Source organism: Methylomonas rivi (assembly GCF_024505165.1).
Taxonomy (GTDB): domain Bacteria; phylum Pseudomonadota; class Gammaproteobacteria; order Methylococcales; family Methylomonadaceae; genus Methylomonas; species Methylomonas rivi.
On record NZ_JANIBK010000067.1, the window covers coordinates 1 to 18,893 of the forward strand.

Genomic DNA, 18,893 nt, shown 5'->3' on the forward strand with positions numbered 1-18,893 from the left:
GGCCGGGGCTGAAACTTAAAACAGCCGCCTGCCGTTCGGCAGGCGGTTTTTTATGCTGTCCGCAAAACAGAACACCTGTTTCCTTACCTTTTCCATACAGCGCTGCATCGGCTGGCCGGCCAAGCCCTTCCACCACGCGCTTGTCCATTGCCGCCCACGCCTCATTAATTCGACCGCAAGTTTGCTGACATTCGCTTTGATTCGGCCGACGGCGACGTTCAAAGTGCTTTGCAGGCTGGCCATTTCTATTGCAGGCAACCACATCTGGTACAGGCTCAATAGAATCTGAAAATTCAGCGACACGCCCATCAGGCCGCCGCTCAACACCAGCAAATAAGCAAATTCCGGGGTTTCCCGAGTCAGATACCAGGCAAAAATATCGGTCAGCATACTCATAAACGGGATGCCGATGGTCAAGCGCTTTAACCATACCGGAATTTCGCAAAGTACGAATAATTTACCGACGAAAAACAGAATAAAGGCAATGCCGAACAAATGAATGTGCGACACCCGCACCAGCGAGGGAATAGACGCGCCTTTGTCTACCTCCGTGAGCTTGGCCACTTGTTCATAACCGGTCAGCGGCGGTAGGTTCATGCCGCTGGCCGGCGAATGACAACCCAGGCAATCACGTTGCAGGATAGGCGCCACCCGCGCATCGTAGACAGCCTGTCCGGCGCCGGAGTCTATCCAGTCCAATATGATTTCCTTGTCAGTCAGGGATTTCAGATTGCCGGCCATGGGGCCGTTAATGGCGGCCGCCAAACGGGTTTGGTCCCTGCTGCCATGGTAGGCAATCGCAATGTCGGCGATGGATAATCCCGGTTGTCCGTCCCGGCCCTGGTGCACGAAAAACACTTGCCCTAACGAAAACAAGTAGCCCATCGCGATACTCAATAAAAACAAGCTATTCAGTATTCTTTCCGATACGGAAATATCGCTGAATCGTTGACAGTCTGCCATGGCGAACCTCAGTCAAGCTAGAACACAAACTCATTCCAGCAAGATGCATGCCCATTAAAATCGTTATAAATCAATATGTTGAATGCATTTATGCGCCTTCAGGCAGCCCTGACTGGTGCAATACGCACCGCTGTTGTGCATCTTCAACAACAGTTGCTGTATTACAACTTCCGTATGAAGGGCAATATCACGCCAAACAGCACTATTAGCGACGAACCCAGCAAGGCATTTTGCCCGGGTAATTGGGCGAAAAAGGCGATACCCCACGCCAGACTCAATACCGGCGCCAAGTACCCGACCGCGCTGACCAAGGCGGCCGGCGCGGCTTGATAGGCTCGTGTCATGCAAAATTGGGCGCCGCTGCCCAGGATGCCGGTCAACAATAACAAGCTCCAGGTTTCCGGTTCGCGCGGAAATCGAAAGCCGAAATTGGCGAAATACACAAAATGTAACAACATCGCCACCAGGCAGAAGTAAAAAATTACGGATTGCGGCGAATTGCTGCGGCCGGCCCGAGCCACCATCAGATAAGCCAAGGCCGACAAAAAGCCAGATAGCAACGCCATTGTGCGGCCCAATATATCGCTGCCGTGTCCATCCGGTTTGAACAATAGGGCCACGCCGGCCAATGATCCTAAAATCGCCAACCAGGCCAGCCAGGAGTTTTTCTGCCCCAACACCCGAGGACTCAGCAATGCCACAAATACGCCGCTACTGGCGGTTAAAAAGGCGCTTTCACCCGGGCCGATACGGCTTATCGCGGTAAAAGACAGCATGAGCGCCGTCGAGCCGAATAACCCGCGCAACCAAAGCGACGGCCGCCCATCTCCGCCTAAAGCCTTTAGTTTGTTATGCAAAATCGCCGGCACCATCAATATCAATAAGTTGCTTAAAACCCTGACAAAACTCACCATGGCTGCCGGCATATCGGCATCGAAAAGCTTGACGGCATAGACGCAAGCGTTCATCAATGAAAATAACAAACAGGCCAATACCATTTCCAATAGGCCCTTATGCCCGGCCGATAGGGATCGATAATGCCTTAATCTGCGAAATGCTTGGGGGGTTTTCAATGCGGCTTGGCTTGGTCGGTAAACGCTACGTTGCCTGGATAGTTTAACCGTTTAGCTGTGACAATAGGTTTTATCGGCGCTACACTGCGCGTAATACCCAAACCAAACTTTTCATGCTGCCGCAAGATATTTTGTTTCACGCCTTCAAGGCGATCAAAACACAGCCTGTCAGGGCCGCATTGATAGTGCTGGCCATGAGTATCGGCGTGGCCTCCGTGAACGTTTTAATTGCTCTGGGAGATAGCGCCCGCAACTATGTGGTTAACGAATTCGAAGCCTTGGGCACCCATTTGATCATCGTGCTACCCGGCCGCACCGAAACGACAGGCGGACATCCGCCCATTTTTGGAGAAACTCCGCGCGACCTCACGCTGGATGACGCGAATGCCTTATTCAAAAGCCGCAATATCGCCGCCATCGCCCCAGTCAGCATCGGTTCCGCGCCTATTTCCGCCGGCGGCCTTGAACGCGAAACCAATATCATGGGCTCCACCTTTGCGTTGCTGAAAGTCAGGCATTTGAGTATGGCATACGGTCAATTCCTACCCAATGCGGCTGCCGATAAGGAAATACCGGTGTGCGTGATCGGTCAAACCATAGCGGAACAGTTATTCCCGCGCCGACAAGCGGTGGGGCAATGGTTGCGCATCAATGATCGCCGTTTTCGCGTCATTGGCGTGCTGGCAAGGGAAGGGCAATCCATAGGTGTCGGTTTTGACGAACTCGTGATTGTTCCCGTCGCCTCGGCCATGGCGCTATTCGATAGCCATTCGCTGTTCCGCATATTGATTGAAACCCACTCCCAGGATGCCATGTATAAAGCCATGGATGAAGTTAAGCGCATTATCAAGCTGCGGCACGAGGGAGAGGACGATGTCACGCTGATCACGCAGGACAGTGTCGTTAATACCTTTGACAAAATATTATCCGCCTTGACCCTTGCCGTTGCCGGTATAGCCGCTGTCAGTCTTGCTGTTGCCGGCGTTCTTGTCATGAACGTCATGCTGGTCAGCGTCAGTCAACGCACGGGCGAAATCGGCCTGCTGAAAGCGCTTGGCGCTACACAAAGTCAGTTACTGAATTTATTTTTATCGGAAGCAGCGCTTCTTACATTCGCGGGCGCTATCGCCGGCAGCCTGCTCGGCAAAGCCGGTATTATTATTTTACAATGGCTTTATCCCAATTTTCCGCTTAGCCTACCCTTGTGGTCGTGGCTATCTTCTATCGCGGTTGCGCTCGGCACCGGCTTGATCTTCGGGGTTCTACCGGCCCGCAAAGCGGCCCGCTTAGACCCCGTATCCTCTCTGGCAAGGCGATAACCCATGCTTTGGCCGGACTTGTTATCGCTAGCGTTACGCAGCATTTCCAGTCATAAGCAGCGTTCATTATTAACCGCTCTGGGACTGATTATCGGCATTGCGGCAGTTGTGATACTCACCTCAATCGGCCGGGGCATCCACCATTTTGTTCTGTCTGAATTCACGCAGTTCGGCACCCATTTAATCGCTGTTTACCCCGGCAAAACCACCACCTTCGGTTTATCCGGCGCCACCATCAGCACGGTTCGCCCGTTGTCTATTTCCGACACGACCAGTTTGCAAAACCTTGATCAGGTTATTGCGGCCATGCCGGTCATTCAAGGCAATGCGCGCATCGAAGCCGATAATAAGCAACGCCGAGCTACTGTATTCGGTGTCAGCGCGGCACTAACTTTGGTATGGCAATTCAATGTTCAAAGAGGACGTTTTTTACCCGACGACAGCCTGGAAAACCCGCGCTCATTCGCGGTTTTGGGCAGCAAAATACAAGCAGAACTTTTTGGGGCATCTTCGTCGTTAGGCCGGAGAATTCGGATTGGCGATGACCGGTTCCGCGTAATAGGTGTCATGGAAGCCAAGGGCCAGATGTTGGGTTTCGATCTGGACGACTGCGTTTATATACCCAGCGGCAAAGCCATGGAGATGTTTGACCGGCAAAGTGTGATGGAAATTGACGTCCTATATAACAGCCAAGCGTCCAGCGAAATTATCGAACAACGAATTCAACAACGTCTCATCATACGCCATGGCTCCGAAGATTTTACTATCGTTACGCAAAATCAAATGCTGGAAAAAATGGATTCCGTACTGAGTGTTTTAACCATGGCTGTTGCGGCCTTAGGTAGTATTTCTTTATTGGTAGGTTCGGTTGGTATATTTACTATCATGACTATTGCCGTTTCTGAAAGGGTGACCGAAATAGGTCTATTAAGGGCGATAGGCGCTGAACGGTTTGTAATTTTCAGATTATTTTTGAGCGAGGCTTTGCTGTTGAGCTTGATTGGCGGGACAGGGGGCATCTTGTTGGGCGTTTTTCTGACACAGTTAGCCTCGGTTTTAGTTCCCGGGTTGCCTGTCCAGTTGGCGTGGAATTATATTTCTTCAGCCTTTTTAATTTCGTTCGCTATCGGCATTGCTTCCGGAGTGATTCCAGCCATTAATGCGTCGCGATTGAGTCCGTTAGATGCATTGCGAACTGAGTAAACTTTACCCTACAAGCCAAAATCTATCTCTGTTATGCTTTATCGGCTATTCTTAAAAAGTTACTAATGCTCCAGCCTAATTGAGGATTCCATGTTTGATATTTGCAATTATTACGAACAACTGGTGACAGATCAGTTGTGGCAATTGAAAGAACAAAGCGAAGAGACATTATCTCCATCTTTCCTTATGGATGTAGCCTGCATTGCACTTAATTCTTTACCTAATTGCTATGTGCGCAACCTTGTCGATAAAGGAGCCGGTATGACGGAAATAGAGCATCAGGATATGCGCGAAGCTGCCATGAAAGCCATTGAGCAAGCAATTTTAGTGGTGAACCGCCACCCGCACGACACAAGGGAGGAATGAGCTATTTTGTTACTGGTTAGGAATTTGAACAGGATTGATATTCAAACTCCTAACTCAAACGATTTTTAGCGGCTTGATATCGGCTGTACGTCGCGTTGTGGAACGCCTCTATACAATTGTCGTGGCCGGCCGATTTTCAGCTCCGGATCCGAGATCATTTCATCCCATTGAGCGATCCAACCTACCGACCTGGCCAATGCAAAAATTGCCGTGAACATCTCGGTTGGTATTCCCAGCGCTCTCAATACAATACCGGAATAAAAATCCACATTCGGATAAAGCTTTCTTTCTACAAAATAGGGGTCTTCCAAGGCAATCCGCTCTAATTCCATTGCTAATTTGAACGTCCTGTCATTATGGAGATTTAGTTCGTCAAGGACTTCGTGACAGGTTTGCCTCATCAGCTTCGCGCGTGGATCGTAATTTTTGTATACCCGATGTCCAAACCCCATCAACCGGAATGGGTCGTTTTTGTCTTTCGCTTTTGCGACATACTCGGGGATATTCGATGCATCCCCTATCTCTTCCAGCATATTTAACACTGCTTCGTTCGCACCGCCGTGCGCGGCCCCCCATAAACAGGCGATGCCGGCGGCGACGCATGCATAGGGGTTTGCTCCACTAGAGCCCGCCAACCTCACTGTTGATGTTGATGCATTTTGCTCATGATCCGCATGTAATATTAGGATTCTGTCGATCGCTCTTATCAATATCGGATTTGGAATATATTCGTCACACGGATCGCCCATCATCATCCGCATAAAATTTTCAGCGTATCCCAATTTTCTTTTTGGATATATAAACGGCATGCCGGTGCTGTACTTGTGGCACATGGCTACTATATTCGGCATTTTGGCAATTAGCCTGATTGCTGCCGTGTATCGATCTTCACGGCAGGTCACGTCCGTACCGTCGTGATAAAACGCGGATAACGCACCCACGACACCAACCAGTACCGCCATCGGATGCGCGTCGCGCCGAAACCCGCTATAAAATCTGGTTAATTGTTCATGCACCATGACGTGCTTGCTGATAGTGGTGACAAACTCCTTCATTTCGGCACCATTTGGCAACTCACCATTCAGCAGCAAATAGCAAACTTCCAGGAAATCGCATTTCTCGGCTAATTGTTCAATGGGGTAGCCTCGGTATAATAAAACTCCGTTATCGCCATCGATAAAGGTAATTTTCGATGAGCAACTTGCTGTTGAAGTAAACCCCGGATCGTACGTGAAGTATCCGGTTTGAGCATACAGGCTGCGGATATCAACTACCGAAGGCCCCAAAGTACCGTCCATAACGGGTAGTTTGGATACTTTGTGTTGCTCATCCTCAGTTAAGGACACATGTTTTTCAGCCATTGAAGCACTCCTACAGTGGATTATTCTGCATCATTGCAGTCACTTGTATTCTATTCGATGTGCATACAGGCAACTAGCCAACATTGTTAACTCTTAGTGACTTAATTATTTCTCAAGCTACTAAAACAACCCTATTTTTTTGTGCCTGCATCTTCCGTTTTATTTTTAATGGCTTCTTCGGTCCCAGTTACCAATCCCGACATACATTCCACCACACTTTCCGCATAATTTGCATGCGCCTCCGCTAGTGCTTTCGGCGAACCGAAATCATTTCTCAGTTCTTCCAACATTTTTTTAGGATCTTCCGCCTCATTCAGCCGTAACATCTTTGTATAGTTTATATAAGCCTGTTTCCGCTGCGGGTCTATCGGAACCATGCCAGGCATATCTTTCGACGATGTCACTACAACGCATTCGACCATTTTTTCCGGCTCAATATTATAATCTTTTATATCTTTTTCTTTCTGCATCTGCTGAAGCACCGCCTGCTCATACTCTGCCTTTTCCGAGCATCCAGCTAGAATCGCAATTGGCATGATTGCCAAAATCAATCTTACTTTTTTCATTTTATACTGCGCTTTTAGTTAACAATTATTATTTTATATCTAAATTCAGCTTACCAGCGATCGCTACGAAATCTGCGTTTTCTTTTTCGTCATCCAAGAAAACCGATTTAGCTGGCCCCCCGATGGTTATCAGCTTTCCTGCATTTGCGTTTTCCGATATACAAATCCTAAAAAAAAACCTCCGTCACCCTAGGGTAACGGAGGTTTCCTCTTAATCAATCTAAGACGAATCTTAGATTTCTTTCATTAGATGAAAGATGGGATTAATGGAGCGTCAACTGTTACCATTTGACGTGTGCCACTTTCGTCCCAGAAGAACAACAAACCAGCGAAACGGCTGTCTGGATCGTAGATCAAGTCAGCTAAGCGGTATACTTCCCATGCTGCGTCAGAAGCTGTAACTTCAACAGTACGGGTCTCACCTGGAGCCAGTGGGCTATTGTCGCTAACAGTTAAACCTTCTTCTGCCAACAAGTCATCTGGGTAGCTGGTTTCATCTTCATGAACAGCTGGATCCAGGAAGCGTACACCAGCAGTGTTGAATTCGCCCAAACGAACAGGAGAATCGCCATTGTTGGTGATAGTCAGTGTCATTTGCATAGCACGACCTGGTACACGGTATGTAGCGTCATCAACTTTTACTGAAACAGTAGATTCAGGCATTTGATAAGTTTTCATACCACGCAACAAACCAGCTTGCAATGGAGTTGTTACAGGGTATTTTTCGTTAGTTGCGCCCATAGAAGCAGCAACGATAACCATGGTACCTACAGCGAACAACATACCAACTTTTTTATCGCCGGCAGAGATCAGGGTGTCGGCTTTACCAGTGCTTACAGCGATGTGGCGTGGAACAAACAATGGACGTTTGATCCAGAACAACAACCAAGCAAAGGCAATTGCAAACCATACTGCGTGCCAGAAATAAACGTTATCCAGAGCATAGGTTTCCAGGTTGATTGTTTGACCAGTCAAAGTAGTAACTGGGTTAACAAACTCGCTCATAGAACCAGTAATGGTTACCCATTTGCCTGGACCGATGATTGGACCACCGCCTTGAACGTTCATCATTGAATGAACGTGCCAGTCGCCTGGACGACGTGCTTTCAACAGTACTTTGAACTCATAAACTTCGCCCAGTTCCAAAGAAACTGACCGAGGAACCAACTGACCACCGATCCAAGAACCAGCACGGATAAATACTGGACCAGGGATACCAACGTTCAGGAACGATACTTCTGGCTTATCAACAGTTTCAGGCCATCCTGCGAATACCAGGAATTTACCGGAAATGGTCATAGTGTCGTTAACAGGCACTTCTTCTTTTGACCAGTTCAAGTCAAACCAGTGAATAGTACGCATACGCATGAACGCAGCTTGTGACTTTTCACCATGAGCAGATGCTGTTGGAGCGTAGAACATCGCTGCTGTCATTGTGATCAGCAGTGCGACAAAGGACAGTTTTGCAACTTTGTCTTTAATTATTTTCATATTTCCTCCTCTATTACTAGAGAATCTTGTAATTAAGATCTACTGACAAACTTGTTAATTCAAATTCGTCAGATGTCATTTTCAATCAAAACTTCAGATTAGGATGCGTCGTCAGCGATGAAGTCGGTTTTAGCGAACCATCTGCCGAAGAAGTGCCACAAGAAGTAAATGATGATAGAAACGAATCCAGAGAAGAACGCTGATACTGGAGCAACGTCTTTACCGAAAGTTCTTAATGTACCTTTCTCTACCATACGGATGTATTCAGGTGTACCAGTTCTAACGTAGTGGTAACCTTGCAAGTCGGCCAGAGTCATCATCATGCCGTTGTATTCTACAGGCACGTGCAATGGAGCGATTACAGGCCAGTTACCTGGGTAGAACAACAAGCCATAAGCCAAACCACCAACAACAGCGGTCAGGGTCATGCTGTTACCCAACATCAGGATAACGTCCAGAACGATAGCGCCTGGCAGCAGGTTAGATGGGAAGCAGATATTTACTGGGAAGTAAGTCCAACCCCAGAAGTTCATATATCTGTTGATCCACTCACCTATCATCAGAGCAACTACGGAAATAGTAGCGCCGATTGGCAAACGGTATCTCCACCACAAGCAAGCTTGAACAGCCGCAGGGAATGTAATAGAAACGATAGGTGCTACGGTTACCCATAGACGTCTATCTTTCCAGTCGGTCCAGAAGTCCCAGTCACCACCAGTCAACATATAGTGAATGTGATAACCGCCCAGAACCGCTGTGAACAGTGTAAAAAGAATCATCCAGTCAAACGTACGGGAAACTTGTACCGCTTCCGCACGAGAACGTACAGCTGATTGAGATGCGCTCATTAGCTTACCTCCTAAAGAATTAAAATTATATTTTTTTTACTTTCCCTTATCCTGCCCCACCTAAGCGGGGCAAGAAAGGAGATAGTATTTACTTTTACAGACTTGGATTAAGCCAGGTCTTTTTTCAGCAATTTGGTAATTGCCATTACTTCGGTATTCACAACACCCATGATAGCCAGAGCAGCCCAACCAAAGAATACGAAACCGTAGTGCAGTGGAGCAACGAACAACTCTTCCATAAACCAGAATGTGTGACCCCATTCGTTCAAACCAACGTTTGGCAGAATCATGAATGGACCGATTACCGCAATCAGATACATCAGGTGCAGACCTTCATGGTATGTAGGCAGTCTTGTTTTTGCATACATAAATGCTGCTGTACCAGTGATGATATAGATTGGGTAAGACAGGTAGAATTCGATGATGTGACTTGGAGTAAAGTCAGTATCACGAACGATGGTTTGGTGCCATGTGCCGTCTTGCTCTGTGAAGTAAGAAGCACCCCAGTAGATTGCCCAACCGTAGCAAACCAACCAGATCCAGTGTGTGAAATGACGACGCAGTTCTTCACGTGGAGTGATTGACATTACTTTACGATCACGAGTTTTCCAAAGGTAACCATTGATACCTGAGAACAGTATAACTTCGCATACGATCTCGATGTACAACATGTTCATCCAGTATGTTTCAAACTCTGGAGCAAATGAATCAAGACCAGCGGACCAGCCATAGACACCTTCGTACCAACGAATGAAAGAATAGAAAACCAAATAGAGCAACATGCCCAATGTCAGGTTTCTTTTGTTTAAAAGCGGTGCTTCCGCAGCATCAGCCTTAACTGATTCAGTTGTAGCAGCCATTTCTACCTCCTAAAAGATTATCTAAATCCCCAGCGATTTGCCGGGAGTTCTTTGTTTTTCCCTTTATTAAAAATTCATCCGGTATCGAATGAACCACTCACCTCCCTCAGAGTGCCTTGCAGTCTACCATCTCGGTATTCCTTGTCAATACCATATTCCGGTTTTTTATCCTTTTTCACGCGCGCTCTTGCCCGATGCCAATCGCTTAACGCTATCCATTGTTTTTTGCTAGAATCCTCGCGGAGATTGCTCTCCCCAATTACAACACCACCACACACCAAATTGCCATGAACAAAAAAAAAATTATCCTTTTTGTTGCCTGCTTAGCAGTCCTGCTTGCGCTGCAGATTAAGTTTCTTCTGCCGTGGATGTACGACATAGCCGCTTCCGATTTATTTCTGGTCGACAGCAAGGACAACGCGGATCCCATGCCCATTTCGAACGACATGACAGCCCTTGCCTTTACTCATTGCAATAGCCATATAAACAGTCAATTCGACTCGACGGAAACTACCGCGGCGTTCGCCAGCCAGCCGACCAATGCCTGGAGTATCGGGAATTATGAATACATCATTAACGCAACAGTTGAAATAGCCACGAAAGATACGCCGAGCACAGCCTATCAGTACGTCTGCCGCATTCAATACGAAAATGGCGACGACTTATCCGGCGCCAGCAACATTGAAAATTGGTCGGTTGAAGGCTTAACAGGACTGCCCGACCTCTAATCCTGTGTTTTTCCCAATCTTTGCACTGCTTTTGATTGCCCGTTTCAAAAGCAGTAGCCCCATGCCATTGCGACCTCACGAGCCGCACGCATGCCGCCAAAACGACAATCAAAATATCCTGACCGCTATTCTTGCTCCCACACTCTCCGCTTTACGCCGAAACCGCTATATGCACGACACGGCATCGGCTTTAACAATTCTCATGCCTTAAAAGGGTGCGTTCAATCAACCCAATATGCCCCATAAAATTAATAATGTCGGGGACAGAGCCCGCCGAAAACTTCCGCGCAATACCCTCTCGGTTATTTAAAACCCAAAGCCATTGATGTCTTGCAACGCACAAAGTCATTCCGGCTGCAATTTCATTCGGTGCAATTTGCAAATCAATAGAACTCAATCCGGGCAGGTGGGCCCCAAATGCCATTGGCGGCCAAAGCGGCAGTACAAAAATAAAACGGCGCGCAATACCGCCCTTAGCATGCATCGATAATGCCTTAGACCTGCAAATCGTCATTTCTTTGCGGCTTGAATTTATACCAATACAGTAAAAAACCCATACCCAACATGACAGCCAGAGCTATCGTAATGCCGAGGATCAAGACCAAGGTATTGTCGTTCGGATCAACCCCTACCTCCAAAGGCACCCGGAATTTATCATCCTCTTCAATCGCATCGCCGATCAAAAAATACAACAGGTAATCGCCGTTTTTATCCACATCGGCTTGCGCTTCCACCGCGCCACGCGGATATAGTTTGGCCGGTATTTCCGTAATCGTGCGGATTTCACGAATATCATCCGGGACTTTTTGACCGGTTTTTTCCACTTCCACCAACTTAATGCCTATTGGAGTGGCCCGTATATCGCGGTCGATCAAGTCAGCGGTAAAAAACATTTTGCCCGCCCGCGGAATCTTTTGGCAGAAAGGCACAAAGGCGGCTTTATTGTCGGGGGTTAACGCTTCCTTGTTTGGCTGCAGATAAGCGCTGAAATGCACCGCATAAAAATCGTTGGCGATAATGCAATCCAAATCGGGCCTGTTACCTAGCGCATTGGATTGTTTAGCACCGAAACCGAGCTGTTCGCAACCAGTCAGCAACAACACACCCGCCATCAAAACGGGTACCCATAAAATAAATAAACGTTGAATATTCATGCATTAAGAGCCTGGGCTGCATTAAGGTTTTACGGTAAATTGAAATTTGCCGGTGACGATATGCGTATCTTGGGAGACCACGCGATAGCGGATGGTATACGTACCGGGCGGCAGAGCTTCAACAGTGGCGTGGATATGGGAGCCGTCCAACAAATCTTGTTCGACATCCCGGTTATCCACCCGCTTGCCTTCGCTATCGATCACCGCCAATGCTTTGTATTCGCTTCTGACCGGGTCGTTGAACCACAAGTCGACCTGTTTCGGCGCCTCGACGACCTCCTCGTCCTTAGCCGGCTGCGACTTAACCAAAATCGCATGCGCCGAGGCCGCGACCGGGCTCAACAGCGCAACAAATAAGAGTAAGGGTTTAAGTAGTGTGGTTAATTTACGCATGACAATCTCTTAATGATTAAAATTATTTTAGTAACGCAGCTACCCACTGCTTGGCCGCGCCCGGCTTTTGCTCAATCCACATGGCCAACACGCCGGATGGCGTCGCCACAACCCGCGGAAACACCGCCGAATTGCCCGGCGCGGAAATCTGTCTGGCAACCGTCCAATGCCCGCCATGATCGAAGGATTCGCCGAGCATGACGGACGAACCGTCCGCCCCCATGGCATCCCAAACGGCCAGCAAACGTTCATTGCCCATATCCGCAATATCGCTATGAAAAGCCAAGCTTTCTCCACCCATGGCTTGCGGCTTCGACCAACTGTTCCCGTTATCAGTAGACCGCACATAATACAGGCCGGCTTTATTTTCGGCACCCGTCCAAACCAAACCATGCCAAGTTTGCGCGCCGCCCCAAGCTAAGGCGCCGCCGTTGTGCGGACAACCGTCGAATACCCAGTTGAATGCGCCGACCGTGCTAACGCGTCGCCAGTTTTGTCCGGCATCAAAAGACTGCGCCAACGCCATATCGCGCGGCTCCATATCCCGGTACAACGCGTTCAGTTGTCCATCCAAACCAAGCGCTAGGCGATTCCAGCAGCAGGAACACGTGGATTCGTCTATGGTTTGCGCCATCTCCCAATGCCGGCCAAGATCGGAACTGCGGGCATACCTCAAGCCCTGGTGGCCGTTTTCATCGCGGTCATCCAGCCACACTAAATGGAATCGGCCCGCATGGTCCGCCACCAGATCAGCGTGGGATTGATCGGCTTCGCTACCGGTAGGATTCGCCCCAGGCAACCAGGATTGCCCTCCATCCCGCGAATAAACCGCTTGCAACGGCCCCATCCCCGGAATTTCTCCGGTCACTTGCCAAATGGCCATCAAAGATTTGCCGTAAGCGGCAATCTGCACATCATTACCGGCTCCTGACTCCACGGTTGCCGTTGCATATTGACCAATTTCAACCGGTTTCGACCAGCTCGATCCGCCGTCCTCCGAACGTAAATATCCGATATACGGTTGTTTCGGCTTAGCCGTTTCCACGGCAACCAAGGCATGCAAAATACCCTCTTCGGCGTAGACATCGAAGCTGAGCACATTCCGCCCGGCAAACTGCCTATTCAAAGGGTTTACAAAAACCACAGTCCCGGCATTCTGCCTGTCGCCCAACTGGCCGCAGCCCGGCAAACTTAAAACCAGCACAATCAAAATAAACTTACGCAATTTCCGCATCATTAAATCCGATGTATAAGAACCACTCAAAAAACGGCCGCTGATTACATCATAATCGACCTAAAAGCTGAACCTTAATTGGGTTTACCCGGACCTTTCGGCAAATCGAACCGTAGCGAGACTTTTAAACCTCCCAATTGCGCTTTTGAAAAAACGATGTCCGCGTCATGCAGACGGATGATGCGCTTGACAATCGACAACCCCAGCCCGCTGCCCTCGGCGGCTTGAGCGGTTTCCACGCAACGGTAAAATCGCTGGGTAATCCGCTCGTAATCTTCATCCGCCACCCCCGGCCCACTGTCTTCGATAATGACCGCTATCTGGCTTACCTCGCGCGCTATAGCCACATTCACTATGCCGCCGACCGGGGTATATTTAATAGCGTTATCGATTAAGTTCCGGAACAAGATATTCAATAATTCCGAATTAGCCTCTATGGCAACGCCATCATCACCTTTCAATTCGATTTCGATGTTTTTTTCGTGCGCGGAAAATTCGATTTCGGCAATGACGGCAATCATGGCCTGCTTGAGATTTACCCACTGTTTGCCGAGTTGCACATTCTGATGCTGGACTCTGGACAGGGTCAACAGTTGCTGCACCATATGCGTCATGCGCAACACGGCCTGCTGACATTTTTGCAGCGCCTGGCCGCGCATGGCGGCATCCTTGGTCTTTTGCGCCACCTGAAGCTGCGTCATCAATCCCGCCAAAGGCGTTTTAAGCTCATGCGAAGCGTCCGAGGTAAAATTGCGCTCGTTGGCGAAGGCCTGTTCCAGCAACACAAACAAGGTATTGATCTGCTCCACCATGGGCACCACTTCCTCGGGCAACTGATCAAGCGACAAAGGCTGCAAGTACCCCGCTTCCCGTGAAGCCAATTGTTCCTTGAGTTGATTAACAGGACGTAAAGTGCGGCTGACGATCAGCCAAATCACCAGCCCCAAAACCGGAAAGGCCAGCAGCATGGCCAAAAGCTCTTGATTGGCCAAAGAGGCCACCAGCTCGCGGCGAATGTCGTCGCGCTGGCCGACATGAATCACATAATCGCCGTTCTCGGTGCCGATACTAAATACATGCCAGACTTGGCTGTTAATCAAAGTATCGCTGAACCCGTTTCGGGTCAGGGACAAAGCAAATTCCGGCGCACTTTCCGAGCGCAACACCACGCCATCCTTGACCGAACGCAACTGGAAGGCGATTTTGCGCTCGTATTTATGCCCTAAAATCGGCATATAAAACAGGTCGGGCGATTTATCCTGATCCCATAACTTGGTCAGCCGGCGCTGCTGCAACAGGTTTTCGACAAACGAGTGCACTACCCGCGCCGATTGCGCCAGCTCGGCATTGAACAGCTTGGTGATTTCGTCGCGGGTTTGCTGATAGCTGACGTAGACGGTCGCCCCCCAAACCAACAACAGGGAAGACAGCAAAAAAAACAGCAGCTGTTTTTTCAGCGAGCGGGGACGAAACTTGAGTCGCATACTCCTAGTGTTCGTCGATGATATAACCCACGCCGCGAATGGTACGGATTAGATTGGTATCCAGTTTTTTACGCAAATGATGGATATGCACCTCGACAGCATTGCTTTCCACTTCCGAGCCCCAGGCATACAAAGCTTCTTCCAGCCTGGCCCGGGAGGTAACATGGCCGATATGACCCATCAGGTAATTCAAAATATCATATTCCTTTTGCGACAATTCCACCGCCGCGCCGTGATAAAACACCTGATGCGCGGCCGGGTCTATGGACACGCCTTTATGCTCCAACACCGGCAAGCCATGCCCTTCGTTACGGCGGGCAAGTGCGCGCAAGCGCGCGCAAACCTCGGTCAAATCGAACGGCTTGCAAACGAAATCGTCGGCCCCGTTATCCAATCCGGCCACCCGCTCCGACACGCCGTCGCGGGCGGTCAACACCAGTACCGGCGTACTGTCCTTGCGTTTGCGCAAACTTTTTAACACGCTCATGCCGTCCATGCGCGGCAGATTCAAATCCAACACGACCAAGTCGTAGTGATTCAATTTTAATGCCTCGTCGGCTTGCGCCCCGTCGGTCAGCCAGTCCACAGCATAACCTTCCAGGGTTAAGCCCGCTTTTAGGCCGTCGCCGAGAATGGCGTCGTCTTCAACCAATAACAATCGCATAATGTTTGATGCTTTTCAGCCGCATGATTTATATGCGGGACATTGTAACAAGGAATTTGGCGGAATCAGCTGTCCAATGGCCGCGGTACGAGTAGCTTCGAACCGTATGGCACATTCGAAGAGTTGCTGGCTCGGGACTTTCGCTTTCATTCCCTTGGGCCGCCCTCATCCATGGCGGCCGGAGTCACTTGGAAACCTCCACCTCAAACACCGCCCCCTTCACAGCCACCACCTTAACCTTGCTGCCAACCGGACAATCCTCGCCCCTCACCAACCACAGGCTGTCGCCCACTTTGATTTTTCCCTGGCCGTTTTCGATGGCCGTTACCACATTGAAAATCCGGCCTATGTATTGGGCGCCGCGTTGATTCAACAGCGGCTGGTCGCTTTCTTGAGCCTTGGCACTGACGTAGCGCCGCCAAACTAAAATAGAGGTGACGGCCAACAGCGAGAACAACAATAATTGCACCTCGAACGAGGCGGCCGGAATCATCAACAATACTGAACCGACCACGAACGCCGACACCGCCAGCCATAAAAAAAAGAAGCCGGGTGCCAGCAGTTCCACGGCTAAAAATCCAACCGCCAGCACCCACCAATACCAAAATACGATCTCCAACTCGCCCATGATCAGGCCTTTTTATTTAGCGCTTCTTTGGCCAATTCGCCTATGCCGCCCAAGGCGCCGATCACGCTGGAGGCTTCCAGCGGCATGAAGATCAATTTGCTGTTGTTGGCCGTGGCCACGTCCTTCAAGGATTCTATGTATTTTTGCGCCACGAAGTAATTGATGGCCTGCACATCGCCCTTGGAAATAGCTTCCGAAACCATCATGGTGGCGCGGGCTTCGGCTTCCGCCAAACGCTCGCGGGCTTCGGCGTCGCGAAACGCGGCTTCCTTGCGGCCTTCCGCATCCAGGATGGCGCCTTGTTTCAGGCCTTCGGCTTTCAAGATTTCCGCCTGCCGCATGCCTTCCGCTTCCAAAATTTGCGCGCGTTTTTCCCGTTCGGCTTTCATTTGCCGAGCCATGGAATCGACTAGGTCCTTGGGCGGCGAAATATCCTTGATTTCGATACGGGTGACTTTAATCCCCCAGGGAGAAGTAGCCTCATCGACCACGCTCAACAGCCGGGCATTGATCTCGTCGCGGCGCGACAGCAATTCGTCCAGATCCATCGAGCCCATCACGGTACGGATATTGGTCATCACCAGATTGATGGTGGCCAAGTCCAGATAAGTAATTTCATAAGCCGCCTTGGCGGCATCCATTACCTGGTAAAACACCACGCCGTCGACCCGCACCATGGCGTTGTCCTTGGTGATGACTTCCTGCGACGGCACATCCAGTACCTGTTCCATCATGTTCAGTTTCCGGCCTATGCGGTCGATGATGGGCATGATGATATTCAAGCCCGGGGTCAGGGTATTGGTGTATTTCCCGAAGCGTTCAACGGTATACTCCATGCCTTGCGGCACGGACTTGACACTCATGAACACCAATAACACCGCAAACACAAACAGCATGGTTACAAACAAGCCAAAGCCGCCCATAGCGCCTCCTAAATTTTTAGATTGAAACTATTGTTTATTGCAAACTGTCACCCGACTAATAATAATGCATCCCTCTCAAACTTGCTGGTTATAGGACCCGATTCATGAATACCTTGATTTATTATGCTTTCAACGTCTTTATTCTTTCCTTGATAGTGCTGGGTGTCGGCATGTTTAAACCCAAGTGGATCTTGTTGTGGATGGACAAACCCGGCCGGCTGCCCGTCATCATGATTTCGGCCATTCTGTTCATGGCTGCCGCCGTACTGTTCGGCGAAGGCAATAAACAATTGCAGCAGGAAAAGGCCCAAGTCGGCAAGCAACAGGCCGCGCCCGGCTCGGAAGTCCCCGACCTGCATTAATCTTGTTTGACTTTCTTGACGCTAAACGTGTCGACAAGCCCTTTTAACTTTTGCAAATCGCCGTCGGCGGCATCGGCCTGATAACGCAGTCGAATAAACAAGGCGGTAATTTGTTGAATCCGGGCCGCCAATTCGGGGCGCTGTTTTTGGGCGCGATCGGCAAAATCTTTCGGCCCTTCGCCTTGCCCGATGGCAACGCCCGCTTTTGCCAGCTTGTCGCAAAAACGTCGATAGAGCGACAGCGTTTTGTCGGCCGGCTTTCGGTTTTTTTTCAGCAGCCACCAAACCAGGGGCAGGGTGACCACCAGCAGGCTGCCTACCAGCCACTTGGCCAGCGCGGCGATACCGTCTATCCCCAACGCTTGTAAAAACCGCATTTGATTGGCACCGTTATAATTGATAACCCAGCGCTGCCAGTTGTAATCGATGCTCTGCCACAATTGCCGGCTGCGTTTGAGCCAGCTTAATGCCGCGGAATCGGCGATTACCGGCCCGAAATTCACCGCTCCGCTGGCGATTTGCAAATCGACATTCACCCCGCGCTCCACCCGCTCCGGCGCAATGGCCGCCGTGGGATCGAACCGGACCCAGCCTTTATTCTCCAGCCACGCCTCGGCCCAGGCATGCGCATCGGCTTGCCTGACTTCCAAAAAACCGCCCACCTTATTGAATTCGCCGCCTTGATAGCCGCCGACAACCCGCGCCGGAATTTTGGCTATCCGCAACAAATACACGAAGGCGGTAGCGTAATGGCTGCAAAATCCGCTGCGGGTTTCGAACAAAAATGTGTCGATGGGATTGTCCGGCATCAGCGGCGGGGTCAGGGTGTAATAAAACCGTTCCCTGCTAAAGTGGTTCAATAAATTCTGAATGAATCGCTCGGGCGGGCCATCGAAGCCCTGTAAGGTTTTAATCAATGCCAATTGTTTTGCCGATGCCGCCGCGGGCAATTGCAGATTATCCCGGTAGTCGGCCGGGTTGATGGGGCCGGTGTCATAGCCAGGCCGGGAAACGATTTTGTATTCGGCCCGGTCGGACGGCCTTTTGTCGCTCAGCAATTGAAAGGCCCGATTTAGGCGCAGACTGGCGTCGAAGCTTTCCGGCATGTCCAAACCGAACACCCAATTCTGTTTCTGCGGCTCCATCAGCAAGGTGTACCGATATGCTTCGCCGCTAAAATCAACCGCCGGGGTCGGCTGATTGTGGTTTGCGGCCATGGTCCAGCGCACGCCGTCCGTGCGCGAATAGACCGGGCCGCGCCAATAGCGCCGGG

General features: G+C 50.0%; 21 protein-coding genes. 5 read left to right on the forward strand and 16 right to left on the reverse strand.

Annotation, left to right across the window (positions count from 1 at the left end; all coding sequences use genetic code 11):
- Window positions 1-15: 15 nt before the first annotated feature.
- Entirely contained in the window at window positions 16-963 is a 948-nt protein-coding gene (locus tag NP596_RS12710) for an Aq_1264-related membrane protein (RefSeq protein ID WP_256615737.1), read from the reverse strand.
- Window positions 964-1,124: 161 nt separating this feature from the next.
- A complete protein-coding gene (locus NP596_RS12715; protein ID WP_256615738.1) occupies window positions 1,125-2,036 on the reverse strand; it encodes a DMT family transporter in 912 nt (303 codons plus the stop codon).
- Window positions 2,037-2,149: 113 nt separating this feature from the next.
- Here NP596_RS12715 and NP596_RS12720 point away from each other — a divergent pair, with 113 nt between their 5' ends.
- From NP596_RS12720 to NP596_RS12730, 3 genes are all read left to right on the forward strand, one after another.
- Window positions 2,150-3,355 (forward strand): ABC transporter permease, encoded by a 1,206-nt coding sequence (locus NP596_RS12720; RefSeq protein ID WP_256615739.1) that lies wholly within the window; start codon window positions 2,150-2,152, stop codon window positions 3,353-3,355.
- Between the two features lie 3 nt (window positions 3,356-3,358).
- Window positions 3,359-4,558 (forward strand): ABC transporter permease, encoded by a 1,200-nt coding sequence (locus NP596_RS12725; RefSeq protein WP_256615740.1) that lies wholly within the window; start codon window positions 3,359-3,361, stop codon window positions 4,556-4,558.
- A gap of 90 nt (window positions 4,559-4,648) precedes the next feature.
- The gene (locus NP596_RS12730; RefSeq protein ID WP_256615741.1) at window positions 4,649-4,924 is read left to right on the forward strand and encodes a late competence development ComFB family protein; all 276 of its coding nucleotides are present in this window, start codon (window positions 4,649-4,651) and stop codon (window positions 4,922-4,924) included.
- Window positions 4,925-4,989: 65 nt separating this feature from the next.
- On the opposite strand, the gene gltA is transcribed toward NP596_RS12730, so the two are convergent.
- The 5 genes from gltA to amoC all read right to left on the reverse strand — a co-directional run bounded on the left by gltA (window position 4,990) and on the right by amoC (window position 10,050).
- Window positions 4,990-6,285, reverse strand: coding sequence for a citrate synthase (gene gltA / locus NP596_RS12735; RefSeq protein ID WP_256615742.1), 1,296 nt, complete (start codon window positions 6,283-6,285; stop codon window positions 4,990-4,992).
- Between the two features lie 131 nt (window positions 6,286-6,416).
- Window positions 6,417-6,851: a hypothetical protein gene (locus tag NP596_RS12740; RefSeq protein ID WP_256615743.1), complete on the reverse strand. Its 435-nt coding sequence runs from the start codon at window positions 6,849-6,851 to the stop codon at window positions 6,417-6,419.
- A gap of 246 nt (window positions 6,852-7,097) precedes the next feature.
- Window positions 7,098-8,342, reverse strand: a complete 1,245-nt coding sequence (gene amoB, locus NP596_RS12745; protein ID WP_256615744.1) for a bacterial ammonia monooxygenase, subunit AmoB — start codon at window positions 8,340-8,342, stop codon at window positions 7,098-7,100.
- A gap of 98 nt (window positions 8,343-8,440) precedes the next feature.
- On the reverse strand, window positions 8,441-9,190 hold the full coding sequence (gene amoA, locus NP596_RS12750; RefSeq protein ID WP_256615745.1) for a bacterial ammonia monooxygenase, subunit AmoA: 750 nt from the start codon (window positions 9,188-9,190) through the stop codon (window positions 8,441-8,443).
- A 107-nt stretch (window positions 9,191-9,297) separates the two neighbouring features.
- Window positions 9,298-10,050 (reverse strand): bacterial ammonia monooxygenase, subunit AmoC, encoded by a 753-nt coding sequence (gene amoC, locus NP596_RS12755; protein ID WP_013817025.1) that lies wholly within the window; start codon window positions 10,048-10,050, stop codon window positions 9,298-9,300.
- Window positions 10,051-10,337: 287 nt separating this feature from the next.
- Here amoC and NP596_RS12760 point away from each other — a divergent pair, with 287 nt between their 5' ends.
- The gene (locus NP596_RS12760; protein ID WP_256615746.1) at window positions 10,338-10,778 is read left to right on the forward strand and encodes a hypothetical protein; all 441 of its coding nucleotides are present in this window, start codon (window positions 10,338-10,340) and stop codon (window positions 10,776-10,778) included.
- A gap of 190 nt (window positions 10,779-10,968) precedes the next feature.
- On the opposite strand, the gene NP596_RS12765 is transcribed toward NP596_RS12760, so the two are convergent.
- The 8 genes from NP596_RS12765 to NP596_RS12800 form a co-directional block, all read right to left on the reverse strand.
- Entirely contained in the window at window positions 10,969-11,262 is a 294-nt protein-coding gene (locus NP596_RS12765; RefSeq protein ID WP_256615747.1) for a hypothetical protein, read from the reverse strand.
- Window positions 11,263-11,272: 10 nt separating this feature from the next.
- Window positions 11,273-11,932: a hypothetical protein gene (locus NP596_RS12770; protein WP_256615748.1), complete on the reverse strand. Its 660-nt coding sequence runs from the start codon at window positions 11,930-11,932 to the stop codon at window positions 11,273-11,275.
- Window positions 11,933-11,953: 21 nt separating this feature from the next.
- The gene (locus NP596_RS12775) at window positions 11,954-12,325 is read right to left on the reverse strand and encodes a copper resistance CopC family protein (RefSeq protein WP_256615749.1); all 372 of its coding nucleotides are present in this window, start codon (window positions 12,323-12,325) and stop codon (window positions 11,954-11,956) included.
- A 22-nt stretch (window positions 12,326-12,347) separates the two neighbouring features.
- Window positions 12,348-13,559 carry a sialidase family protein gene (locus tag NP596_RS12780; RefSeq protein WP_256615750.1) on the reverse strand — a complete coding sequence of 404 codons (1,212 nt, stop codon included), beginning with the start codon at window positions 13,557-13,559 and terminating at the stop codon, window positions 12,348-12,350.
- A gap of 74 nt (window positions 13,560-13,633) precedes the next feature.
- On the reverse strand, window positions 13,634-15,043 hold the full coding sequence (locus NP596_RS12785; protein ID WP_256615751.1) for an ATP-binding protein: 1,410 nt from the start codon (window positions 15,041-15,043) through the stop codon (window positions 13,634-13,636).
- 4 nt (window positions 15,044-15,047) lie between these two features.
- A complete protein-coding gene (locus NP596_RS12790; RefSeq protein WP_256615752.1) occupies window positions 15,048-15,707 on the reverse strand; it encodes a response regulator in 660 nt (219 codons plus the stop codon).
- A 184-nt stretch (window positions 15,708-15,891) separates the two neighbouring features.
- Window positions 15,892-16,335 (reverse strand): NfeD family protein, encoded by a 444-nt coding sequence (locus tag NP596_RS12795; RefSeq protein WP_256615753.1) that lies wholly within the window; start codon window positions 16,333-16,335, stop codon window positions 15,892-15,894.
- Between the two features lie 2 nt (window positions 16,336-16,337).
- Window positions 16,338-17,258 carry an SPFH domain-containing protein gene (locus tag NP596_RS12800; protein ID WP_256615754.1) on the reverse strand — a complete coding sequence of 307 codons (921 nt, stop codon included), beginning with the start codon at window positions 17,256-17,258 and terminating at the stop codon, window positions 16,338-16,340.
- 104 nt (window positions 17,259-17,362) lie between these two features.
- Between NP596_RS12800 and NP596_RS12805 the strand changes: the two genes are divergently transcribed.
- Entirely contained in the window at window positions 17,363-17,620 is a 258-nt protein-coding gene (locus tag NP596_RS12805) for a hypothetical protein (protein WP_256615755.1), read from the forward strand.
- Here NP596_RS12805 and NP596_RS12810 read toward each other — a convergent pair.
- On the reverse strand, window positions 17,617-18,893 hold a 1,277-nt coding region (locus NP596_RS12810), incomplete at its 5' end, for a transglutaminase TgpA family protein (protein ID WP_256615756.1). The two genes, NP596_RS12805 and NP596_RS12810, sit on opposite strands and share 4 nt — an antisense overlap.